An 18,889-nucleotide genomic window follows, 5' to 3' on the forward strand; every position below is an offset into this window, starting at 1 on the left:
GAAAGAGGTGTAAGGAATGAGTTCGATGGACAAAACAATGAAATTTAATTTTCCAGACGACGCATACAATCACGATGTCCAGGAAGTGTTGCTCACTGTCTACAGCGCTCTTCAAGAAAAGGGCTACAATCCTATTAACCAGATCGTGGGTTACCTCCTTTCTGGGGATCCGGCTTACATTCCGAGACACAATGATGCGAGAAGCTTAATTCGTAAACTTGAACGTGACGAATTGATTGAAGAGCTTGTGAAATCGTATCTTACTCATCATCAAGGATAAGGAGACAGCATGAAAACACTTGGTTTGGATGTCGGTACAAAAACAATTGGCGTTGCTTTAAGCGATCCGATGGGTTGGACGGCTCAGGGATTAGAAACCGTTAAACGTGATCCTGATCAACAGGATGTAATCCCTGACCGTTTAATGGAAATCATTAACGGGAATGATGTCAGCAAGATTGTAGTTGGACTCCCGAAGAATATGAATGGTTCGATCGGTCCGAGTGGGGAAGCGTGCAAAGCTTTTGCTAACCTAATCGGGGAGAATACCAGCTTACCTATCGAAATGTGGGATGAACGTCTTACAACCGTTGCAGCAGAACGCATGCTAATTAGTGCTGATGTAAGCCGCAAGAAGCGCAAAAAAGTGATCGACAAAATGGCTGCTGTTATGATTCTGCAAGGATATTTAGACAGCAAGCAAAATTAATGAGGTGAAAACATGGAAGAGAAAGAACGCATTATAATTCCAGATGAAAACGGCGATGAGCATCTATTTGAAGTTCTCTTTACATTCGATGTAGCAGAAAATGGACAATCTTATATGACAGTTGTTCCTGCTGATCAAGCGGACAGCGAGGAAGAAGTCGAAGTTTACGCTTTCCGTTATGAAGAAGAAGATAATGAAGATCGTGATTATAAACTATTCCCAATTGAGTCTGACAAAGAGTGGGAAATGGTTGAAGAAATGCTAAACACTTTCTCTGAAGAGGAAGAAGAAAACGAATAATAGAACAGAAGGCTACCGGTAAATACATCGGTAGCTTTTTTTCTTGATCCCACCCTTAAGGGCAGTAAGACCACCACTAATGGTAGTTTCACTTTATGGATCATTTCCTTATCTATTATTAGGAAATGACTACAAACCTTACTGCTTACCTTGTATAATACTTAATGGGGAAAAAGTGACGAACGTTGGCATTACAGCTGACAATATGTCGACTTATAGTATAATGGGAGAATACTGAAAGGGGGACAGGGCGTTGCCTGACTTTAAAGAGTTGTACAAAGAGAAGCTTATAAAGCGCCAGAATGAGAATAAAACAGTGAGAAAGATCGTTTTTATTATTTTACTGTTATTAACGATAACAGTGGCTGCTATCATAACAGGTGGCTATTTCTACATAAAAAATATTCTTGAGCCCGTTGAACCGGGAAGCAATCAGCAGACGGCTGTTTCCATACCTATTGGTTCTTCCACTTCATCAATTGGTCAAACGCTTGAAGAAGAGGGGATTATCAAAGACGGTACTGCATTCCGCTACTATGTGAAATACAAAAACGAGAGTGGTTTTCAAGCAGGGGAGTATGAGCTTTCACCTTCAATGACGATGGATGAAATCATTGCCATCATAAAAAGCGGGAAAGTGATGAAAGAAACGGTTGCAAAGATTTCTGTGCCAGAAGGAATCTGGCTTGAAGACATTTCAGCCCGAATTGCAAAAGAGCTTGATATGAAACAAAAGGATGTCATGGCCAAGCTTGATGATGAAGATTATGTGAAGGCATTGATTAATGAATACTGGTTCTTAACGGATGCCGTTCTAGAAGATGACATACGCCATCCTCTAGAAGGCTACCTGTTTCCAGCTACTTACGATTTCGAAGAAGAGCCTACAGTTGAATTAGTTGTGAAAGAAATGCTTGATAAAACCGATAGCGTATTGAAAAATTATCGTTCTGAAGTTGAAGATAGTAAGTTATCAATCCATGAATTGATAACGTTAGCCTCACTGATTGAAGAGGAAGCATCAGCAAAAGCGGATCGCACAAAAATTTCTAAAGTGTTTTATAATCGCATCGAAGAGGATATGCTCTTACAAACCGATCCGACGGTTCTGTATGCTAGAGGTGAACAATCAGGTGAGATTTTCCAGAAGGACCTTGATGCAGCATCACCTTACAATACGTACAAGCAAAAAGGTCTTCCGGTAGGACCAATTGCGAACCCTGGCGAAGAATCCATTAAAGCGGCAATTGAGCCTGCTAAAACAGATGCTTTGTATTTCTACGCTCGTCCAAGCGGCGAAACCCTGTTTTCAGAAACGAATAAGGAACATAATAAGAAAGTCGCAAAGTACAAAGAAGAATGGGACGTGTACTACAAGAAGAAAGAAGAAGATAGTGAGGAATAAGAAATTTGCAGAGGAAGGGGGAGTTATACTACCATCCCCCTTTTGATTATGATAAAATTATTCGGGTTACATGAAGGAGGAGCGATCATGATATCCGATCATGTGGAACAATATCTGGAATCTTTGCGGCCAAAACGGGAAGGATTAATAAAAGAGATGGAATTGTATGCCATTGAGAATCATGTTCCAATTATGGAACAAACTAGCCTTGATGTGATGCTACAGATTCTCACTTTTTTGAAGCCTGAACGTATTTTGGAAATAGGAGCAGCTATTGGTTACTCAGCCATAAGGATGGCTGAGACTCTACCTGAAACTGTTATAATAACCGTAGAACGAGATGAAATACGCTATAAAGAAGCTGTAGAAAATATCGAAAGAGCGGGATATTCTGATCGAATAACAGTATTATTTGGAGATGCTTTCGAGCTTGCAGATGAACTGAAGCAATATGGTCCATATCAGGCACTATTTATTGATGCGGCCAAGGGACAATACCAGAGATTCTTTGACGAATTCTTTACTGTTCTAGAAGTGCAGGGAATAGTGCTTTCCGATAACATTCTGTTTCGCGGTATGGTAGCGGAAGAAGAAGTTGAAGAAAAGCGGTTTAAATCGATGGTAAAGAAGCTCCGTCGATATAATGAATTTTTAATATCACATCCAGAACTGGATACAACTATTTATCCAGTCGGAGATGGACTTGCTGTTAGTCAGCGTAGAAACTCATGATGATGGAAAGCCGGCGTACTTCTGTACGAGCGGTTTTTCTATAATAGAAGGGGAAGGATTATGGTTAATAGACCCGTAGTAATTGGTGTTGCCGGTGGTTCAGGTTCAGGCAAAACCACTGTTACAAGAGAAATATTTAAACAGTTTGCTGATCAGTCAGTGTTAGTTATTGAACAAGATTCTTACTACAAAGACCAGAGTGAGAAATCAATGCCAGAAAGACTGGGAACAAACTATGATCATCCGCTCGCTTTTGACAATGACTTATTAATTCAGCATGTGAAAGAGTTAATGTTATATAACTCAATTCAAAAACCAGTTTATGACTATACAGTTCACACAAGATCTGATAAAATTATCCCTGTCGAACCAAAAGATGTCATTATTTTGGAAGGTATCCTTATTTTAGAAGATGAACGTCTTCGTGATTTAATGGATATTAAACTTTTTGTTGATACTGATGCTGATCTTCGAATCTTGAGAAGAATGGTCCGGGATATCCGAGACCGTGGAAGAACGCTGGATTCTGTAGTAGAACAGTACACATCAGTTGTTCGCCCGATGCATCTTCAATTCATTGAACCAACGAAACGCTACGCTGATATTATTATCCCTGAAGGTGGCCAAAACATCGTAGCCATCGATCTTATGGTTACAAAGATTCATACAATTCTAGAAGAAAAAGCAATGCTATAACGATAAAACGAGGTATAATTACCTCTTTTTTTCATACAGTTTATTACGATTGATGCCCTTAATAGATGAAGGAGTGAAAGAAATGGCAACGGATAAAAAGTATTATATGACCCAGGATGGGAAAGAAAAACTTGAGAAAGAATTAGATCTTCTCAAAACCGAAAAACGAAAAGAAGTAGTCGAACGAATTAAAATAGCACGTAGTTTTGGTGATCTTTCTGAGAACTCTGAATATGATGCAGCGAAGGATGAGCAAGCATTTGTAGAAGCTCGTATTCAGACAGTTGAGAACATGATTCGTAACGCTGAAATCATTGAGGAGGATCATAGTTCCTCGAATGTTGTCTCAATTGGTAAGCGTGTTAAATTTGTTGAAATTCCTGATGGTGATGAAGAGGAGTATATCATCGTAGGTAGTGCAGAAGCCGATCCGTTTGAAGGTAAAATTTCTAACGATTCACCGATGGCGAGAAGCCTGCTTGGCCGTCAGATTGGTGAAAAGGTTAATGTACAAACACCGGGCGGAGAAATTCGTGTTGAGATTCTAGAAGTAAGCTAATATAAATTAACTGTGAAGGACAACCAGCTCTGGTTGTCCTTCTTTAGTTGTGTGCCCGGCATGTGCATACGCTATAGGGTTCAAGTCCCGAACGGCAAAGGTCATTGTAGCCGTTAGCCAAAGGCAAGGGTGTCCGAGGCGACTCGGAATCTGAAGGAAGCCAGAGGCAAATCTCCGACCCGAGGAACACGAATCTCATACAAGGCTGTCATTTTTGGATGAGATGGCAACACACATCGAAGTCCAAATGACCAAAGGAAATGGCAGTAAATGAGGCGGGTAAATGGAGAGGAAGTTTGTGCACTTACCCGGGGAGGTCTGACGGTCACGCCATACACCTATGGTAACTGTCTTCAAGAGAAGTCACTGAACCATCAGAAGTCAGCCGAGGTCATAGTACCGTTCCAAACTCGAGATGGTGAACTGAAATCCCAGATCTCGGAGTCCTGGAATGAGATTGAAGCCCAACTTCTGGATGGAACCTATCAACCGTCACCCGTCCGTCGTGTCGAAATCCTGAAACCGAACGGAGGCAAACGAAAGCTAGGCATTCCAACAGCCATGGATCGCTTCATCCAACAAGCTATCAACCTTTATCTTCAACGGATCTACGATCCGTCGTTTTCCAACTCAAGCTACGGGTTCCGACCAGGCTGGGGTTATGGAGAACGGCCTAACACAGACGAACCAAGCAGGGACACCGCAAGGAAGTCCTATAAGTCCACTTCTATCAAATATCGTGTTAAATGAACTGGATAAGGAATTGGAGTCAAGAGGTATTCGTTTCGTTCGATACGCCGACGATTGTCAGATTTACGTAGGCTCAAGAAGAGCAGCCGAACGAATCCTTTGAAATATCAGCCAGTTTATCAAGAAGAAATTAAAACTAAAAGTTAATAAGGAAAAGAGTGCGATTGACCGCCCGTGGAAACGAACGTTCCTTGGGTTTAGTTTCACGCTCCACCGAGACTCGAAAATCAGGGTCGCGAAACAATCAATCCAACGAGCAAAACAGGAACTTCGACGCTTAACATCACGAAAGTGGAGTTTAGCGATGTCCGATCGAATCAAGAAATTAAACAAATTCATTGTAGGGTGGCGAAACTATTTCCAGCTCGCTGAAACGACATCAACTTTTAGAGAATTAATGGCATGGTTGAGAAGGAGATTACGAATGATCCGGTGGAAGGAATGGAAAACACCTAAAACAAGAAGGAAAGAACTCCTTTCATTAGGTGTTACAAAAGCGAAAGCTTTTGAATGGAGCAACACAAGAAAAGGCTACTGGCGAATTGCCAGTAGCCCGATCCTCCACCGTACCTTCAATGACAAGTAGTGGCGTCAGTTAGGATTAAAATCGTTAGAAGCACGTTAGATTTTCATGAAACCGCCGTATACGGATCCGTACGTATGGTGGTGTGAGAGGTCGGGGGTTAGTCACCCCCTCCTACTCGATTTTTATTGCTAAGTTTGAAAATAATTACATCCGTCAACACTCTTACTGAGGTGAAGAGCATGAGGAAGAAAAGAATAGTAGGGATAGGTATCATTTTTCTATTTGGATTTCTAGTACTAATCGGTCGTCTTGTTCAACTACAGCTCATTGATACAGAGTCCTACTCTACTCACAACATCAACCTCATTGCATCGAGCATCGAGCAGCGGACACAGTCATATGTTCTAAATGAAGGAAGAGGTATCCTGCTCGATCGAAATGGTATACCGATGACCAGTTCTATTCCATCTCTTATTTTGTTTCCGTTTTTAAAGGAAAGAGAGTGGCCGATTGACAAAGTAGCTTCCATTTTACAGGATTCACCTGAAGAAATAGAAAAAGCTTTTGAAGGCGAAAAGAAGCCGTTTACATATAAACAGGGACTATCAATAGAAGCAATGGAGAAGATCAATCAATTAAGTATACCTGGCGTGTATGCGGTGTTTAAAGCCGGTGAGGAGGAAGAAATAGGGTCTCACATTATTGGAAGTGTGAGACCAAACCCTCATCTTATAAAAGCAACATATCCCGAGAAATGGAATGAAGGTCTTGTTAACAAGGATACAAAATTGGGGATATCAGGTCTTCAACGGGCTTTTGATCCTTTCCTGATTTCAGAAGGGGATACAAAACTTCTTTTTCATGCTGATCGAATGGGAAACCCCCTCCTTGGCCTCGATGTGAAACTATTTTCGACGACAGATTCGTTTTATCCACTCCAAGTTAAGACGACGGTTGATTTAGATATTCAGAAAATGCTAGAGCGGGCAATTGATGAGGCTGGGATAACGAACGGTGGAGCAGTCCTAGTAGATATTAAAACAAACAATTTGATTGGTATGGTAAGTCGCCCAATGTTTGAGCGGGAAGATCCACTTGGGAATGGTGCTGTTAATCAAATGCTAAAAGGTTATTTCCCTGGCTCGGTATTTAAAACGGTCATTCTTGCTGCTGCATATGAAAAAGGAATTTCGAACGAGCGAATGTTTGATTGTAACCAAAATTTATATCGAGAAGGGCCCGGTGATCGTCAACTAGGCAAACTGAATGTTAAGGATAGCTTTGCAGCTAGCTGTAATGCTACGTTTACGGAACTTGCGGAGGAATTAATAAAGCAAGATTCGATGATTATTGAAAAGACTGCGGAAAAACTCGGGATTTCTGAAACAGTTGGATGGAATGATTCCCTTTATCACTATGAGAATTTTAAACAATTTCCTGAAGAATCTGATCCAGTTTTCTTTAAAGATGATAAAGATAAACAAATCAAAAAAGCTGTTGATCAGACCGCTATTGGCCAATTAAATGTCAAACTGAGCCCTCTTGCTATAGCGAACATGATGGCTACGATCGGGAGGGGGGGAGAGGCGAAGCAAGTTAGAACTGTTACTGATATCTTATATCGAAATCAAACTACTTTTTTGAGTTTCAATGAAAAGAAGATCGGATCCAATCCGTTATCGTCTGACGTTGTGAAATTATTACAGGATTCATTACGAGAAGTAGTGCTTAGCGGCACGGGACGTTCGTACTTAAAGGACTTACCTGTTGCAGGGAAATCCGGCACAGCTGAGCTCGGAGAAAAAGTCCCTTATGACCATCAGTGGTTTGCAGGTTACTTTCCATTTCAGTCGCCTAAATATGCGCTCGTTGTTGTTGATTTCGAACGAAAAGATAAGCAATACAGGACCTACGAGGCATTTGCGAAAATCGTCAGAAGTTTAAATGAAAAACAGGTCAAGAACGAAATAAAAGTCAAGTCTTCTACGAATCCTCTAGAGATGATAGAATAAACACAACAGCTAAATAGAGGAGTGGATGGACGTGAGATCGCGGTATGGTGCCCGTCATTCAAAGAGAAGACAAAATATTATCTTAAATAGTTTAATTGGAATTGTTATTGCAGTTATACTAGTTCTCGTTGCAAATATCGTTTTTACTGGTAATGGGCAACAAACAGCCGGTGAAGAAGAGGGAACGCAATCCGAGTCTTCTACTAATTCAGGCGATAGCAACAGCGAAGATGCTGTTACATCTGATGAAGCTGATTCAGAAGCTTCAGATGAATCAGCAGCTAATAGCGAGAACGCTGGTGAAGATAGTGCGAATGAAGACAGTAAGGACGAAGATAAAGATCAGGAAAAGGCTAAAGAAAAAGAAGAAAAAAAAGAAAATGAAGAAAAAGAGAAAGAACAAGAGAAAGAAAAAGAAAAAGAAGAATCAGAACAAGCTAGTCCTGGAGAACCGAATTTGGAAGGTCCATGGCAACCTGTTGGAACTTCACAGTCTGGTCCTCATGCATCAGATTATACACAGGGTAGCGTAGACTGGAACGAAAAGCTAAAAGCTGTTGAATCGGTTGTTGGATTTCCACCTCAAGAAATGGTTGTCCATTGGTTAGGTGGGAATGGTGGTCCCCAGAAGTCAAAGGCTACTGTGAGCCAAAAAGGTGCTAACGACACTAAGTACCTTGTTGAACTTGAGTGGGTAGACGGAAAAGGCTGGAAAGCAGTTAGTGCAACTGAACAATAAACTAAGAAGGAGCACTCCATAAGGGGTGCTCCTTCTTGTGTTTATTTTGCTTTAAAATGCACTACTACTGAGTAATAAGGTCTACCTGTTTTCTCATGTGTTAGTGCATGATGCTGAACCGAGTGCACTTGCAGAAGGAGGGCACGATTGTTATCAATTTGCGTTTGAATCTTTTTTTCAATTTCTTCGAGTGAGAATCCTTCGAAAAATTCTACTTTATCATCTATACGTTCGAGTGAAAAACCCATTTTTGTTCCCCCTTATATATATATAGGTAATAGTTTACACATAAATATGGAATCAGACAAATTGATATTAAAAAAAGAATGTGATAAGTTAGAACTATAATGCATATTATTCATACCTTAATAGTATGAATTAAAATCAGGAAAGCGATGTGACAGAAATGGGAAGAGAGTTTATTGATTTATTTGAGCGCTGGGCGGATTCATATGACACCACAGTATCCGGTGAGGATGAAGAATATCGTGATGTATTTAAAGATTACGATGGGATTCTATCTGCGGTCGCTCAAGCTTCCTCAGGCCATGTCTTGGAGTTTGGAGTTGGAACAGGTAACCTAACTGCTGTTCTATTAAAAAAAGGACTTAACGTTACCGGTATAGAGCCATCTAAAGCAATGAGAGAGAAAGCGAAGACTCGTTTTCCGAATCTTGCTTTGCTAGACGGTGATTTTATGAACTATCCGGAACTTGAGCAGTCGGTTCAAACGATCGTGAGTACCTATGCATTTCATCACCTGACTGACCTAGAGAAAGATAAGGCCATTCACAAATATAGCCAACTGCTGGCTCAAAATGATAAAATTGTATTTGCAGATACGGTGTTCAAAGATGAGAATGCCAGAACTCAGATGCAAGAGAAAATGAAGGCAAAAGGGTTTTACAATTTGCTTCAGGACTTACAAACGGAATATTATACAACGATTCCGGTGCTTGAGGAATTATTTCAGAAGCATGGATTTCAAGTGGCATTTCGCCAATTGAATGATTTTGTATGGCTGATGGAAGCAGTAAAAAATTGAACTTGTAAAGGAGTACGTCATGAAGATCGGTATTATTGGAGCTATGGAAGAAGAAGTTAGAATTTTGCGGGATCGCCTTGATCATCGCGAAGAACAGGTGATTGCAGGATCGGAATTCACCACTGGAAGTATAGATGGCCAGGAGATTGTTCTCCTTAAATCCGGAATTGGTAAGGTGAATGCGGCGATAGGAACCACTTTAATGAACCAGCTGTTTAAACCAGATTATATTTTGAACACGGGCTCTGCAGGTGGATTCAATCCTGAGTTAAAAGTAGGCGATATCGTAATTTCTGCTGAGGTTCGTTACCATGATGTAGATGCTACAATCTTTGGTTACGAATACGGCCAGGTTCCACAAATGCCGGCTCTTTATGAACCAGACAGCATGCTTGTAGAAGCTGCTGAAAGAAGTGCTGAGAAAGTGACAGAACATAAAGTGATAAAAGGAATGATCGCTACAGGAGACTCATTTATGAATGACGTTGAACGAGTGGAGTACGTTAGGTCGAAACTTGAGAACCTTGATGCTGCAGAAATGGAAGCGGGAGCGATTGCGCAGGTGTGCTATCAATTTGGTACACCATTTGTCATCATTCGCTCGTTATCTGATATTGCAGGAAAAGAATCTAACATTTCATTTGAAGAATTTCTTGATACTGCGGCAATTAATTCAGCAAACCTAATTTTAAATCTAGTGGAGGAGTTGAGAAAGAATGGCTAAAAAAATGAACGTAGAAAGTTTTAATCTTGATCATACAAAAGTGGTTGCGCCATATGTTCGTCTTGTAGGTGTTACAAAAGGACCGAATGGTGATGAGATCTATAAGTATGATATTCGTTTTAAACAACCAAACAAGGAACACATGGAAATGGCTGGACTACATTCCATTGAACATTTGATGGCTGAAAATATCCGTAATCATATGGAAAATGTTGTAGATATTGGGCCAATGGGGTGTCAGACTGGCTTTTATCTAGCCGTTCTAAATCACTCAAACTATGATGAAATCCTGGAAGTGCTTGAGAAAACATTGCAGGATGTTTTAAAAGCTGATGAAGTTCCAGCATGCAATGAAGTCCAGTGCGGATGGGCTGCAAACCATAGCTTAGAAGGTGCAAAGGAAATCGCTGAAGATATGCTTTCACACCGCAATGAATGGAACATCGTATTCGCTGAATAGAGAGGATTTAGTAAGATGGAAATCTTTCGTAATGTACATGAGCTCGTCGGCCGCACTCCGGTCATCGAGCTCAATCATTTTGCTGTACCTGATGGGGTTCGACTTTTCGCAAAGCTTGAATTCTATAACCCGGGCGGAAGTATTAAAGACCGTTTAGGACAGGAATTGTTGCAAGATGCGATTAAAAACAAAAGATTAGCACCAGGCGGAACGTTTATCGAACCGACTGCAGGCAATACTGGTATTGGTCTTGCGCTTGCTGCAGTTAACCGTGGTTATACTGTGATGTTCGTCGTACCTGAGAAGTTCAGTATGGAAAAACAGGATCTGATGCGCGCGCTCGGTGCGGTCATTGTGAATACGCCAACAGAGCTGGGTATGAAAGGCGCCATTGCTAAAGCGAAAGAACTTCATAAAGAAACCCCGAATTCCTATATGCCACAGCAGTTTGGTAACCCGGCGAATCCACTTACCTATTATAAAACACTAGGTCCTGAGTTGTGGAATCAGCTTGATGGGGAACTTGATGTGTTTGTAGCAGGTGCTGGAACGGGGGGTACTTTTATGGGGACAGCCCGATACTTGAAGGAACAGAACGCTAAAGTAAAAACGGTTATTGTCGAACCTGAAGGCTCTATTTTAAATGGGGGAGATTCGGGTCCACATAAAACCGAGGGAATTGGGATGGAATTTTTACCTGAATATATGGACGCTGCATATTTTGACAGTATTCATACTATTACGGATCAAGTTGCTTTCGGGAGAGTTAAAGAACTTGCTGCAAAAGAAGGTCTTCTCGTTGGAAGCTCTTCAGGTGCAGCACTTGAGGCAGCACTTATTGAAGCACAGCAAGCAAGTCCTGGAACGAATATTGCTACCATCTTTCCAGATAGTAGTGAACGTTACTTAAGTAAGAAGATTTATCAGGGAGGCATTTGACTAATGAAGCCAAAAACAAAACTTATTCATGGGGGCATTACCGGTGACCCACAAACGGGCGCGGTTTCTGTGCCAATTTATCAAGTAAGCACGTATAAACAAGAAGCAGTTGGAAAATTCAACGGCTATGAATATTCACGTACTGGGAACCCTACACGTCATGCACTTGAAGAACTTATTAAAGATCTTGAGAATGGTGAATCTGGTTTTGCATTTGGATCAGGGATGGCAGCTATTTCTTCAGTTATGATGCTATTTAGTTCCGGTGATCATGTGGTAATGACAGATGATGTATACGGCGGAACGTATCGCGTAATGACGAAAGTGTTAAACCGTCTTGGGATTGAATCAACATTCGTGGATACAACGGATCTTGATGTTGTAAGAGGGGCTATTAAAGAAAACACAAAAGCTATATACGTAGAAACACCCACAAATCCCCTGTTGAAAGTGACTGACATTCAGGCAATTTCAAACCTTGCTAAAGAACACGAGTTATTATCAATTGTCGACAATACGTTCAACACGCCATACTGGCAGAATCCAATTGATCACGGTGCAGATATTGTGCTTCACTCCGCAACCAAATACCTGGGTGGACATAGTGATGTCGTTGCTGGACTCGTTGTTGTTAATTCGAAAGAGCTTGCAGAAGAAGTGCATTTTGTTCAGAATTCTGCAGGTGCTATTTTAGGGCCACAGGATTCATGGCTGTTAATTCGTGGCTTAAAAACACTCGGAGTTCGGATGGAAGAGCATGAGAAAAACACGGCTAAGATCGTTCAGTTTCTAAGTGATCATCCTGCAGTCGGTAAAATATACTACCCCGGACTAAGCACACATCCCGGAAATGATATTGCGGTTAATCAGTCTCGAGGCTTCGGCGGGATGATCTCGTTTGATATTGGCAGTGCTGAAAAAGCGGATGAACTGTTAAGTAAAATAAAATACTTTACATTAGCCGAAAGTCTCGGTGCTGTGGAAAGTTTAATTTCCGTTCCTGCAAGAATGACCCATGCCTCTATTCCTGAAGATCGTCGCAATGAGCTTGGTATTACGGAAGGTCTAGTTCGTATATCTGTTGGACTTGAAGATGCGGATGATCTAATTGAAGACCTTTCAAACGCACTAAAATAATGGTTTTAATCCCCTTTTCTTCAGGCAATGGAAAAGGGGATTTTCCTTTTTACTGGAAAGAGTTACATCTCTCAGAATAGCCCTTCGTATGATAGAATAAGAGACAGGAGAGGTGAGCGCGTTATGAAACAACTACAAGATAAAATGACAGATTATAAACGTTTCGCGTTTGTTTTGCTTAGTCTAAGTGTTTTCTTATACATTGGTTCATTCCTTCCAGTTCAGGGGAAAACGGATGCTGGAACGCTGATTTTGACAGGTGGAGGCTTCCTTCTAGTTGGTATTGCATTGTTCTTTTATTCGCGTGCAATTGCCATCCAAAAGAAATTAAATGAGCATGAAGATGCAGGGAAATAAAGATTGCAGTTACGGGTCAGTTCGACTACGCTCTGATTCTGTATAATATAAGCATTTAAATAAGAGGCCATTTCCATTCGGAAATGGCCTCTTATTTACTTATTTTAAATCATTTGAAGTCAACGGTAAGTTTAATTAATACTTCATTATGTCCTTCAACCTACCCTGCCATTTCTCATCATCAAGAATGATTTGAAAAGAGATCCTTCTATTTTTCTTAAAGGCTTCCTCCGTTTCTTCAGCCACGACAGGTTTATATTCTGAATAGCCAGTAGCTGCAAGGTATTTTGCATACTCTGGAGTGGCAAGTGTCGGATTCGCTTTCATTAGCTCTTTTACAACGGCAACAGAGCGATCGGCGGAAAGTGTCCAATTATCATATGGAACTTTATCCGTATGCCCCTCAATCAAAATAATATAGAGATATTGACTGATGTCTTCTTCCTCTACTAAACTTGCAAACACATCTGCCAGTTCATTTAATACTTTTTTCCCTTCAGGACTAACTTCTGCACTCCCCGTATCAAAAAGAATGTCTCCCTCAACGGAAATTGTGTTATTTGGTCCGCGAACAATTTTATCTTTTCCTACATTTTCTTCTAGCTGTTGTTCAATTAAGTCACTAATATGCTTTTTTACATCGGCTACTTTAGCGAGCTCCTCTTTCATGACAGTTTGATCATAAGCGTCATAAATCATTTGTACGAAGGCAATAATGGCAATGAAAAGCATAACAAGCACGATCATCGCCATCATGTCAGCGAAACTGGGCCAGTAATGCTCTTCATCACTCTCTATTTGAAATCGTCTTTTTCGGTTTTTCATCGGTTATCACCGATCATTCGGGATTGAATATGCTGCTCTGCTGATTGACGTCTCATTTGTTCTTCATAAAGACGAAGTTGAATCTGGTGAGATTCAGCCAGCTGATGCTGAATATCTTTCAACTCACGCGCGAGCCCCTGATATAACGAATCAATGCTAGTTGAAAGAGCCCTCAGTTCATGCTGAAGTGGCTGGTCTCGTTGATCTCGCTCCATTTTATACATTATGGGTTCAAGCGCCTCTCGTTTTATTTTATCTAATGAGGTATACCATGCTTTTTCAAGCTGTGAAACTGACTCAGCAAATTCCTGGGAAGCCCTTCCATATTGATTTTGCTTTTCTTGATAACGGTAATACCATTCATCTTGCATTTGATGAACGCGCCTTTCCAGTTCCTCTTGTGATCCCTGGTACCGCTGCATCTGCTCATCGAGTCCTCTTAAATAGCTCTGACCTGATTCTTCCGCTTTCTTCTGAGTTTCTTTAATAAGCTGATCAGATCGTTGAACAAGCTGTTCAAATTTCCGCTGCCCGGTTTCATGATGTCTTGATAACGCTTGGAGCTGATTTTCGAGCGTCTTTAAACGATTTCCAAGCTCAATGACACCATTTGTTGCTTTTTCTTGAACCCCATCAAGCTGTGTAAAAGATTCCTGAAGTTTCACACCAAAAGCTTCTAATGTTGATGTGCTTGAAGCAAACTGTTCGGTATACGCTCGCTGTGAGGAGAGAGTGGCCTGAACATCTTTCATAGCCTGCTCTAACCCTGCCGTGAAAGTAACCATACTCGTAGAGAAGTCACCAAGAGTTTCTTGAAAACTGTCCTGAATTCTACCAGCAAGTCGGTCTAAAATTCGTTCCATTTCATCGTGTGGTTTTTCCTTACTAAGACTGGCATTTAAATTGTGGTCAAGCAGCGATTCACAATCGGAAATGATTTTCTCGAGATAATACGCAGTGGTTCGTCCTCCTGTTAAAACGCCATTCTGTATCAATGTCAAAAATAGCGCGTTGCCTATGCCGGCAATACTCGTAATAAAAGCGACACTCATACCCTGAAATGGACTTGAAATGGCTTCAATGACGGAAGCAAGGTTCAGATTAGCATCATCAGGTTTCTGTGACAAAAACATGAGCGTTTCTTGCATAGAAGAGATGGCCATCGTTAATCCAATAAAGGTACCAAGAATACCAATGATGATAGAAGTCGGTGGCAGCTGTTGCATGAATCGCATCATTCCACCTGCAGGTACACGAGCAAACCCGAAAAGCGGAACTGATTCTTTGAAAAAGTGTTTTTCAATCAGTGCTTGAGTATTAACTGGTGAAACCCCTGCTAGATGATAAGTCGTGTATTCTTTCATAACGTTTTGAATCCATGGGGCGGTATGGACACTTGTCTCTTGCTGGACTTCTGCATTTTCAATATCTCTTAGCCACCGTTTCATTTGAAGACTTATTTGAATGGTGGCTGTTATTCCAAAAATGGCCAGAAACCCAATAATAAAGAGAACGATACTTGTGACGTTCAGCATATATTCACCTCCGCTTTGTATATATGTATGTCCTTTTTTATCAGAACTTTCTTCCTTTCTAACTAACGAACCTGACGGAATCGATTATTGATGATAATTGTCGGAAATCATATTTTTTATAAAATATTTAGGTAATTTAGTAAAAAAGGTTTACAAAGTGGAAAGTGATGGATATACTTACCTATGAAATCAAATTTGAAAAAAGGAGGTCGAACAGAATGATGAAGAGTCTGATGAACACCAAAGTAGCTGTAACTGAATATGTAAATTTTGTTCGACCAGCGCCTCGATAAGAGGAATCCTTTTTTACTAACGGATTGAAAAGCCGCAGGTCGACGCCTGCGGTATTTCTATGCTTTTTTAGCCGCGGGCACATGACCTGCGGCTTTTTGTGTCCAAAAATTGAGAGGAGGAAAGATAATGAACGTAAGAACGAGGAAAGAAAAGGAACACCAGAGGAGAAAATGGGTCCCCTGATCATTTAATAAAGAAGGGAGGTCGTTAACATGTTGTCATTCCACTTAGTGATCATAACCAGAGTGAAGAGTGTCTTTAATCGAAGCCTATCTTCCGAACTCCATCAGCGCTCAATTAAAAATCGTTTGGAACAAACTGAAGCCAAACGAAACCGCGCTTCGATGTGGCTGTCCTAATCTAAAAAATAAAGGAGAAATGATCATGTTAACGATTCATTTAGTATTTGTCACAATTGGTATTCGTGTACATGAAAAAACACTAAGAGAAGAAGAGCATTATTTAAATGTAAAAGGGCACATGGCTTGTCAAGCTGAGCGGATAGCCGAAAGTCAGCCCTGGTTGTATTAATTCAAAGAAAAGGAAGGATGAGGACAATGATGAGAGCTCCTAATCAGTTAGCTATTCAAGAATGGATCACAGTAGAGAAAGGCTTGACCTGAAGGGATTTTAAAGGAAAGGAGTGGAGTGGAATGACTTTAAATCTATTGTTTGCAACCATCACGATTTCAATCAAGCGCAATCGGAAATCGCTTGAACAGGAGTTGGACGGTATCCGAAGAAGAAATCTGATCGAAGCAAACGAATATAAACAGAGCTTCTATATCCATCGTTAATTTGAAAGGCAGGGGCTTCCCTGCTTTTTTACATAGAAAAATTAAATGATAGGAACGTCGAGAAGCGCATCGTCTTCGCTTTTCAGATCTAGCTACGCCTCGCAGAAACTCCGATATTTCACTCATTCATAGGAACACAAAAAACGTGTTCAAATTGAATGCCTCCAGTGCCTGCCGGGTCTAATCGGCCACTTTCGCTTTTCGTGATCCAGCTACGACTCGCAGAAACTCTGATATTTCACTCTTTCACAGGAACACAAAAGCGTGTTCCCGTTCAAGAGCTCCAATATCTCCGTTTCTAAACGCTCGTCTTCGCTTTTCTCGTTAGTTTTTAAAAAAGGTTGAATGGGTATTGATAACTAGAGCAGAATGTATAAAATAAAAAGAGTGGTAAGAAAAGGAGTGTTATAGAATGAGAGAGCTTCAGAAAGAAATTGTGGATGAGCTTGGGGTAAAGCCATCGATTGATGTGAATGAGGAAGTTAGCAAAAGAGTGACTTTTTTAAAGGATTATCTTAAAAAGAGTGGGATGACGGGGTTTGTTCTCGGGATTTCAGGCGGTCAGGATTCTTCTCTAGCTGGACGATTCGCACAGCTTGCAGTTGAAGAGTTGCGTGAGGAAGGAACGGATGCTTCATTTATTTCTGTGCGTCTTCCGTATGGCGAGCAGAAGGATGAAGAAGATGCACAGGCTGCTTTGAAATTTATTAAACCAGATCATACCGTAACAATTAATATTAAGCCTGCGGTTGATGCTTCAGTTTCAACTTATCTTGAAGCAACTGGCAATGACCTTACGGATTTCACTAAAGGTAATAATAAAGCGAGAGAGCGTATGATTGCTCAGTACAATATTGCTGGAGATGAAAAGAAGCTGGTAGTTGGAACGGATCATGCCGCAGAAGCTGTTACTGGGTTTTACACCAAGCACGGTGATGGTGCTTGTGATATAGCACCGCTCTTTGGATTAAATAAACGTCAGGGCCGTGCCATTCTTGAACACTTTGGAATGCCAGATCATCTTGTAGAAAAAGTTCCAACTGCAGATCTGGAGGATGACCGACCTGCACTTGCAGATGAGGAAGCACTGGGTGTAAGTTATAAGCACATTGATGATTACCTTGAGGGACGTGAAGTTCCTGAGGAGGCAGCCGAAATGATAGAAAGTCATTTCTTAAAGACGCGCCATAAGCGAAATATGGCAGCTACTATTTTCGATAACTGGTGGAAGTAGTGAAGGAAAGAGACCTGAATAAGGTCTCTTTTTTTGCGTATAAATAGGAATAGAACAGGATACTTAATGAATAAGTAAGCATGTGATGTGTTTCATCCATTCCACTTAAAAGGGGTAACGCTCATTGCGTGAGAGTGACCATCAATTCCAGAAGCTAATTCAACAGTTAAGTGAAGTATCAGGACTGAAACTTCCTATCCGATTAGAACGTTTCTTTCCTGGAGGACGAATGATTGGGGGGAAATATTCGATTGAGACGAATACGATTACAATCTATATCGAAGTAGTGAGAAAGCAATGTGTTTTATTGTTTGGTTCAGATGAGCGCGTACTAGATTATTTTGCAGTAATCGTTGCCCATGAACTTGGTCATGCTGCTGATCCATTTCTTCATGATCTAGCAAAAAGGCGAAAGACAGCTTCTACCTTGATCCAAAAGAAAGAGATTACGCTTTCGATTGAAGTAAATGCATGGAATTATGCAAGAAAATTAGTCCCTCATCTCTCGTCGGTTATGGATATTGTCATGGAACGTTCTCTCGAATTGCATAAATCTATACAAGTTAAATAAACAGATTATTCTAAAAATAATATACGAAATCAGATTACCTTGTTAGAATAGACAAAAGCCTATGCAACTTTAATAAAGGTGTGAAGGTAGTGAAGGTAATCAAAACGTATTATCCCAGGGTGAAAGCCATCGAACTGTTCATGTTTCTGGTGTATAGTATTGTCGTTTGTTTTGGCACACTGCTACTATGGTCAAAAGGTGATTTAACATTCGGAAGATGGCGTACGTTTATGCTCATAGGATTCATTTATGTTGCGTTTTGCATACTGCTGAGCTTTTGTATTAGAACCCAACGCATCGAACTAACAGAAAATGAGATACACCATAAGTTATTAGGCTTTAATCGTCGAAGTGTTTCCTTTTCTTCTGTTAAAACGGTTCGATTTGGAAAAGTAAACGGTTCTCCTGTTGTGGCAATTGAAAACAAAAATAATCAGAAGCTTACGTTTGTTCCATACATTCCTTTTGAAAAAGATTGGGAAGAAATTAGTTCCTATATTAAAGAGCGAAATCAATCAGTGACCATTTCCATTTGAAAAAGCA

At 40.7% G+C, this 18,889-nt stretch carries 23 protein-coding genes and 1 pseudogene; 21 read left to right on the forward strand and 3 right to left on the reverse strand.

Annotation, left to right across the window (positions count from 1 at the left end):
* The first annotated feature begins 16 nt into the window (after window positions 1-16).
* The 10 genes and pseudogenes from ABFG93_RS18400 (at window position 17) to ABFG93_RS18455 (ending at window position 8,428) form a co-directional block, all read left to right on the forward strand.
* Window positions 17-280 carry an IreB family regulatory phosphoprotein gene (locus ABFG93_RS18400; RefSeq protein ID WP_048312684.1) on the forward strand — a complete coding sequence of 88 codons (264 nt, stop codon included), beginning with the start codon at window positions 17-19 and terminating at the stop codon, window positions 278-280.
* A 9-nt stretch (window positions 281-289) separates the two neighbouring features.
* A complete protein-coding gene (ruvX, locus tag ABFG93_RS18405; RefSeq protein ID WP_347549476.1) occupies window positions 290-709 on the forward strand; it encodes a Holliday junction resolvase RuvX in 420 nt (139 codons plus the stop codon).
* 12 nt (window positions 710-721) lie between these two features.
* Window positions 722-1,009, forward strand: a complete 288-nt coding sequence (locus tag ABFG93_RS18410) for a DUF1292 domain-containing protein (protein ID WP_347549477.1) — start codon at window positions 722-724, stop codon at window positions 1,007-1,009.
* Window positions 1,010-1,262: 253 nt separating this feature from the next.
* On the forward strand, window positions 1,263-2,414 hold the full coding sequence (mltG, locus tag ABFG93_RS18415) for an endolytic transglycosylase MltG (protein ID WP_347549478.1): 1,152 nt from the start codon (window positions 1,263-1,265) through the stop codon (window positions 2,412-2,414).
* 87 nt (window positions 2,415-2,501) lie between these two features.
* Window positions 2,502-3,146 carry an O-methyltransferase gene (locus ABFG93_RS18420; protein ID WP_347549479.1) on the forward strand — a complete coding sequence of 215 codons (645 nt, stop codon included), beginning with the start codon at window positions 2,502-2,504 and terminating at the stop codon, window positions 3,144-3,146.
* A gap of 57 nt (window positions 3,147-3,203) precedes the next feature.
* Window positions 3,204-3,842, forward strand: coding sequence for a uridine kinase (udk, locus tag ABFG93_RS18425; protein WP_347552889.1), 639 nt, complete (start codon window positions 3,204-3,206; stop codon window positions 3,840-3,842).
* An 82-nt stretch (window positions 3,843-3,924) separates the two neighbouring features.
* On the forward strand, window positions 3,925-4,401 hold the full coding sequence (gene greA / locus ABFG93_RS18430) for a transcription elongation factor GreA (protein WP_347549480.1): 477 nt from the start codon (window positions 3,925-3,927) through the stop codon (window positions 4,399-4,401).
* Window positions 4,402-4,794: 393 nt separating this feature from the next.
* A pseudogene (locus ABFG93_RS23170) lies at window positions 4,795-5,737 on the forward strand (reverse transcriptase domain-containing protein).
* 179 nt (window positions 5,738-5,916) lie between these two features.
* On the forward strand, window positions 5,917-7,689 hold the full coding sequence (locus tag ABFG93_RS18450) for a peptidoglycan D,D-transpeptidase FtsI family protein (RefSeq protein WP_347549483.1): 1,773 nt from the start codon (window positions 5,917-5,919) through the stop codon (window positions 7,687-7,689).
* A 31-nt stretch (window positions 7,690-7,720) separates the two neighbouring features.
* On the forward strand, window positions 7,721-8,428 hold the full coding sequence (locus ABFG93_RS18455; RefSeq protein WP_347549484.1) for a YrrS family protein: 708 nt from the start codon (window positions 7,721-7,723) through the stop codon (window positions 8,426-8,428).
* A gap of 41 nt (window positions 8,429-8,469) precedes the next feature.
* On the opposite strand, the gene ABFG93_RS18460 is transcribed toward ABFG93_RS18455, so the two are convergent.
* Entirely contained in the window at window positions 8,470-8,676 is a 207-nt protein-coding gene (locus ABFG93_RS18460; RefSeq protein ID WP_347549485.1) for a YrzA family protein, read from the reverse strand.
* Between the two features lie 158 nt (window positions 8,677-8,834).
* On the opposite strand from ABFG93_RS18460, the gene ABFG93_RS18465 reads away from it, so the two are divergent.
* The 6 genes from ABFG93_RS18465 (at window position 8,835) to ABFG93_RS18490 (ending at window position 13,090) form a co-directional block, all read left to right on the forward strand.
* Entirely contained in the window at window positions 8,835-9,473 is a 639-nt protein-coding gene (locus tag ABFG93_RS18465; protein WP_347552890.1) for a class I SAM-dependent DNA methyltransferase, read from the forward strand.
* A 19-nt stretch (window positions 9,474-9,492) separates the two neighbouring features.
* Window positions 9,493-10,197, forward strand: coding sequence for a 5'-methylthioadenosine/S-adenosylhomocysteine nucleosidase (gene mtnN, locus ABFG93_RS18470; protein WP_347549486.1), 705 nt, complete (start codon window positions 9,493-9,495; stop codon window positions 10,195-10,197).
* Window positions 10,190-10,657 (forward strand): S-ribosylhomocysteine lyase, encoded by a 468-nt coding sequence (locus tag ABFG93_RS18475; RefSeq protein WP_347549487.1) that lies wholly within the window; start codon window positions 10,190-10,192, stop codon window positions 10,655-10,657. Before mtnN ends, ABFG93_RS18475 begins: the two co-directional genes overlap by 8 nt.
* A gap of 15 nt (window positions 10,658-10,672) precedes the next feature.
* Window positions 10,673-11,596: a PLP-dependent cysteine synthase family protein gene (locus ABFG93_RS18480; protein WP_347549488.1), complete on the forward strand. Its 924-nt coding sequence runs from the start codon at window positions 10,673-10,675 to the stop codon at window positions 11,594-11,596.
* A gap of 3 nt (window positions 11,597-11,599) precedes the next feature.
* Window positions 11,600-12,733, forward strand: a complete 1,134-nt coding sequence (locus ABFG93_RS18485; protein WP_347549489.1) for a bifunctional cystathionine gamma-lyase/homocysteine desulfhydrase — start codon at window positions 11,600-11,602, stop codon at window positions 12,731-12,733.
* A gap of 123 nt (window positions 12,734-12,856) precedes the next feature.
* Window positions 12,857-13,090 (forward strand): YrhC family protein, encoded by a 234-nt coding sequence (locus ABFG93_RS18490; protein WP_347549490.1) that lies wholly within the window; start codon window positions 12,857-12,859, stop codon window positions 13,088-13,090.
* A gap of 135 nt (window positions 13,091-13,225) precedes the next feature.
* On the opposite strand, the gene ABFG93_RS18495 is transcribed toward ABFG93_RS18490, so the two are convergent.
* Window positions 13,226-13,915: an OmpA/MotB family protein gene (locus tag ABFG93_RS18495; RefSeq protein WP_347549491.1), complete on the reverse strand. Its 690-nt coding sequence runs from the start codon at window positions 13,913-13,915 to the stop codon at window positions 13,226-13,228.
* Entirely contained in the window at window positions 13,912-15,450 is a 1,539-nt protein-coding gene (locus tag ABFG93_RS18500) for a hypothetical protein (RefSeq protein WP_347549492.1), read from the reverse strand. The genes ABFG93_RS18495 and ABFG93_RS18500 overlap by 4 nt, the downstream gene beginning before the upstream one ends.
* 546 nt (window positions 15,451-15,996) lie before the next feature.
* Here ABFG93_RS18500 and ABFG93_RS18505 point away from each other — a divergent pair.
* The 5 genes from ABFG93_RS18505 to ABFG93_RS18525 all read left to right on the forward strand — a co-directional run bounded on the left by ABFG93_RS18505 (window position 15,997) and on the right by ABFG93_RS18525 (window position 18,882).
* Window positions 15,997-16,275 carry a hypothetical protein gene (locus ABFG93_RS18505; RefSeq protein ID WP_347549493.1) on the forward strand — a complete coding sequence of 93 codons (279 nt, stop codon included), beginning with the start codon at window positions 15,997-15,999 and terminating at the stop codon, window positions 16,273-16,275.
* Window positions 16,276-16,397: 122 nt separating this feature from the next.
* The gene (locus tag ABFG93_RS18510; protein ID WP_347549494.1) at window positions 16,398-16,541 is read left to right on the forward strand and encodes a YrzI family small protein; all 144 of its coding nucleotides are present in this window, start codon (window positions 16,398-16,400) and stop codon (window positions 16,539-16,541) included.
* 412 nt (window positions 16,542-16,953) lie between these two features.
* On the forward strand, window positions 16,954-17,775 hold the full coding sequence (nadE, locus tag ABFG93_RS18515) for an ammonia-dependent NAD(+) synthetase (RefSeq protein ID WP_347549495.1): 822 nt from the start codon (window positions 16,954-16,956) through the stop codon (window positions 17,773-17,775).
* 124 nt (window positions 17,776-17,899) lie between these two features.
* Window positions 17,900-18,346 (forward strand): hypothetical protein, encoded by a 447-nt coding sequence (locus ABFG93_RS18520; RefSeq protein ID WP_347549496.1) that lies wholly within the window; start codon window positions 17,900-17,902, stop codon window positions 18,344-18,346.
* A gap of 89 nt (window positions 18,347-18,435) precedes the next feature.
* Window positions 18,436-18,882, forward strand: coding sequence for a hypothetical protein (locus ABFG93_RS18525; protein ID WP_347549497.1), 447 nt, complete (start codon window positions 18,436-18,438; stop codon window positions 18,880-18,882).
* The last annotated feature ends 7 nt before the right edge of the window (window positions 18,883-18,889 follow it).

This window comes from Pseudalkalibacillus hwajinpoensis (genome assembly GCF_039851965.1).
Lineage (GTDB): Bacteria > Bacillota > Bacilli > Bacillales > Guptibacillaceae > Guptibacillus > Guptibacillus hwajinpoensis_E.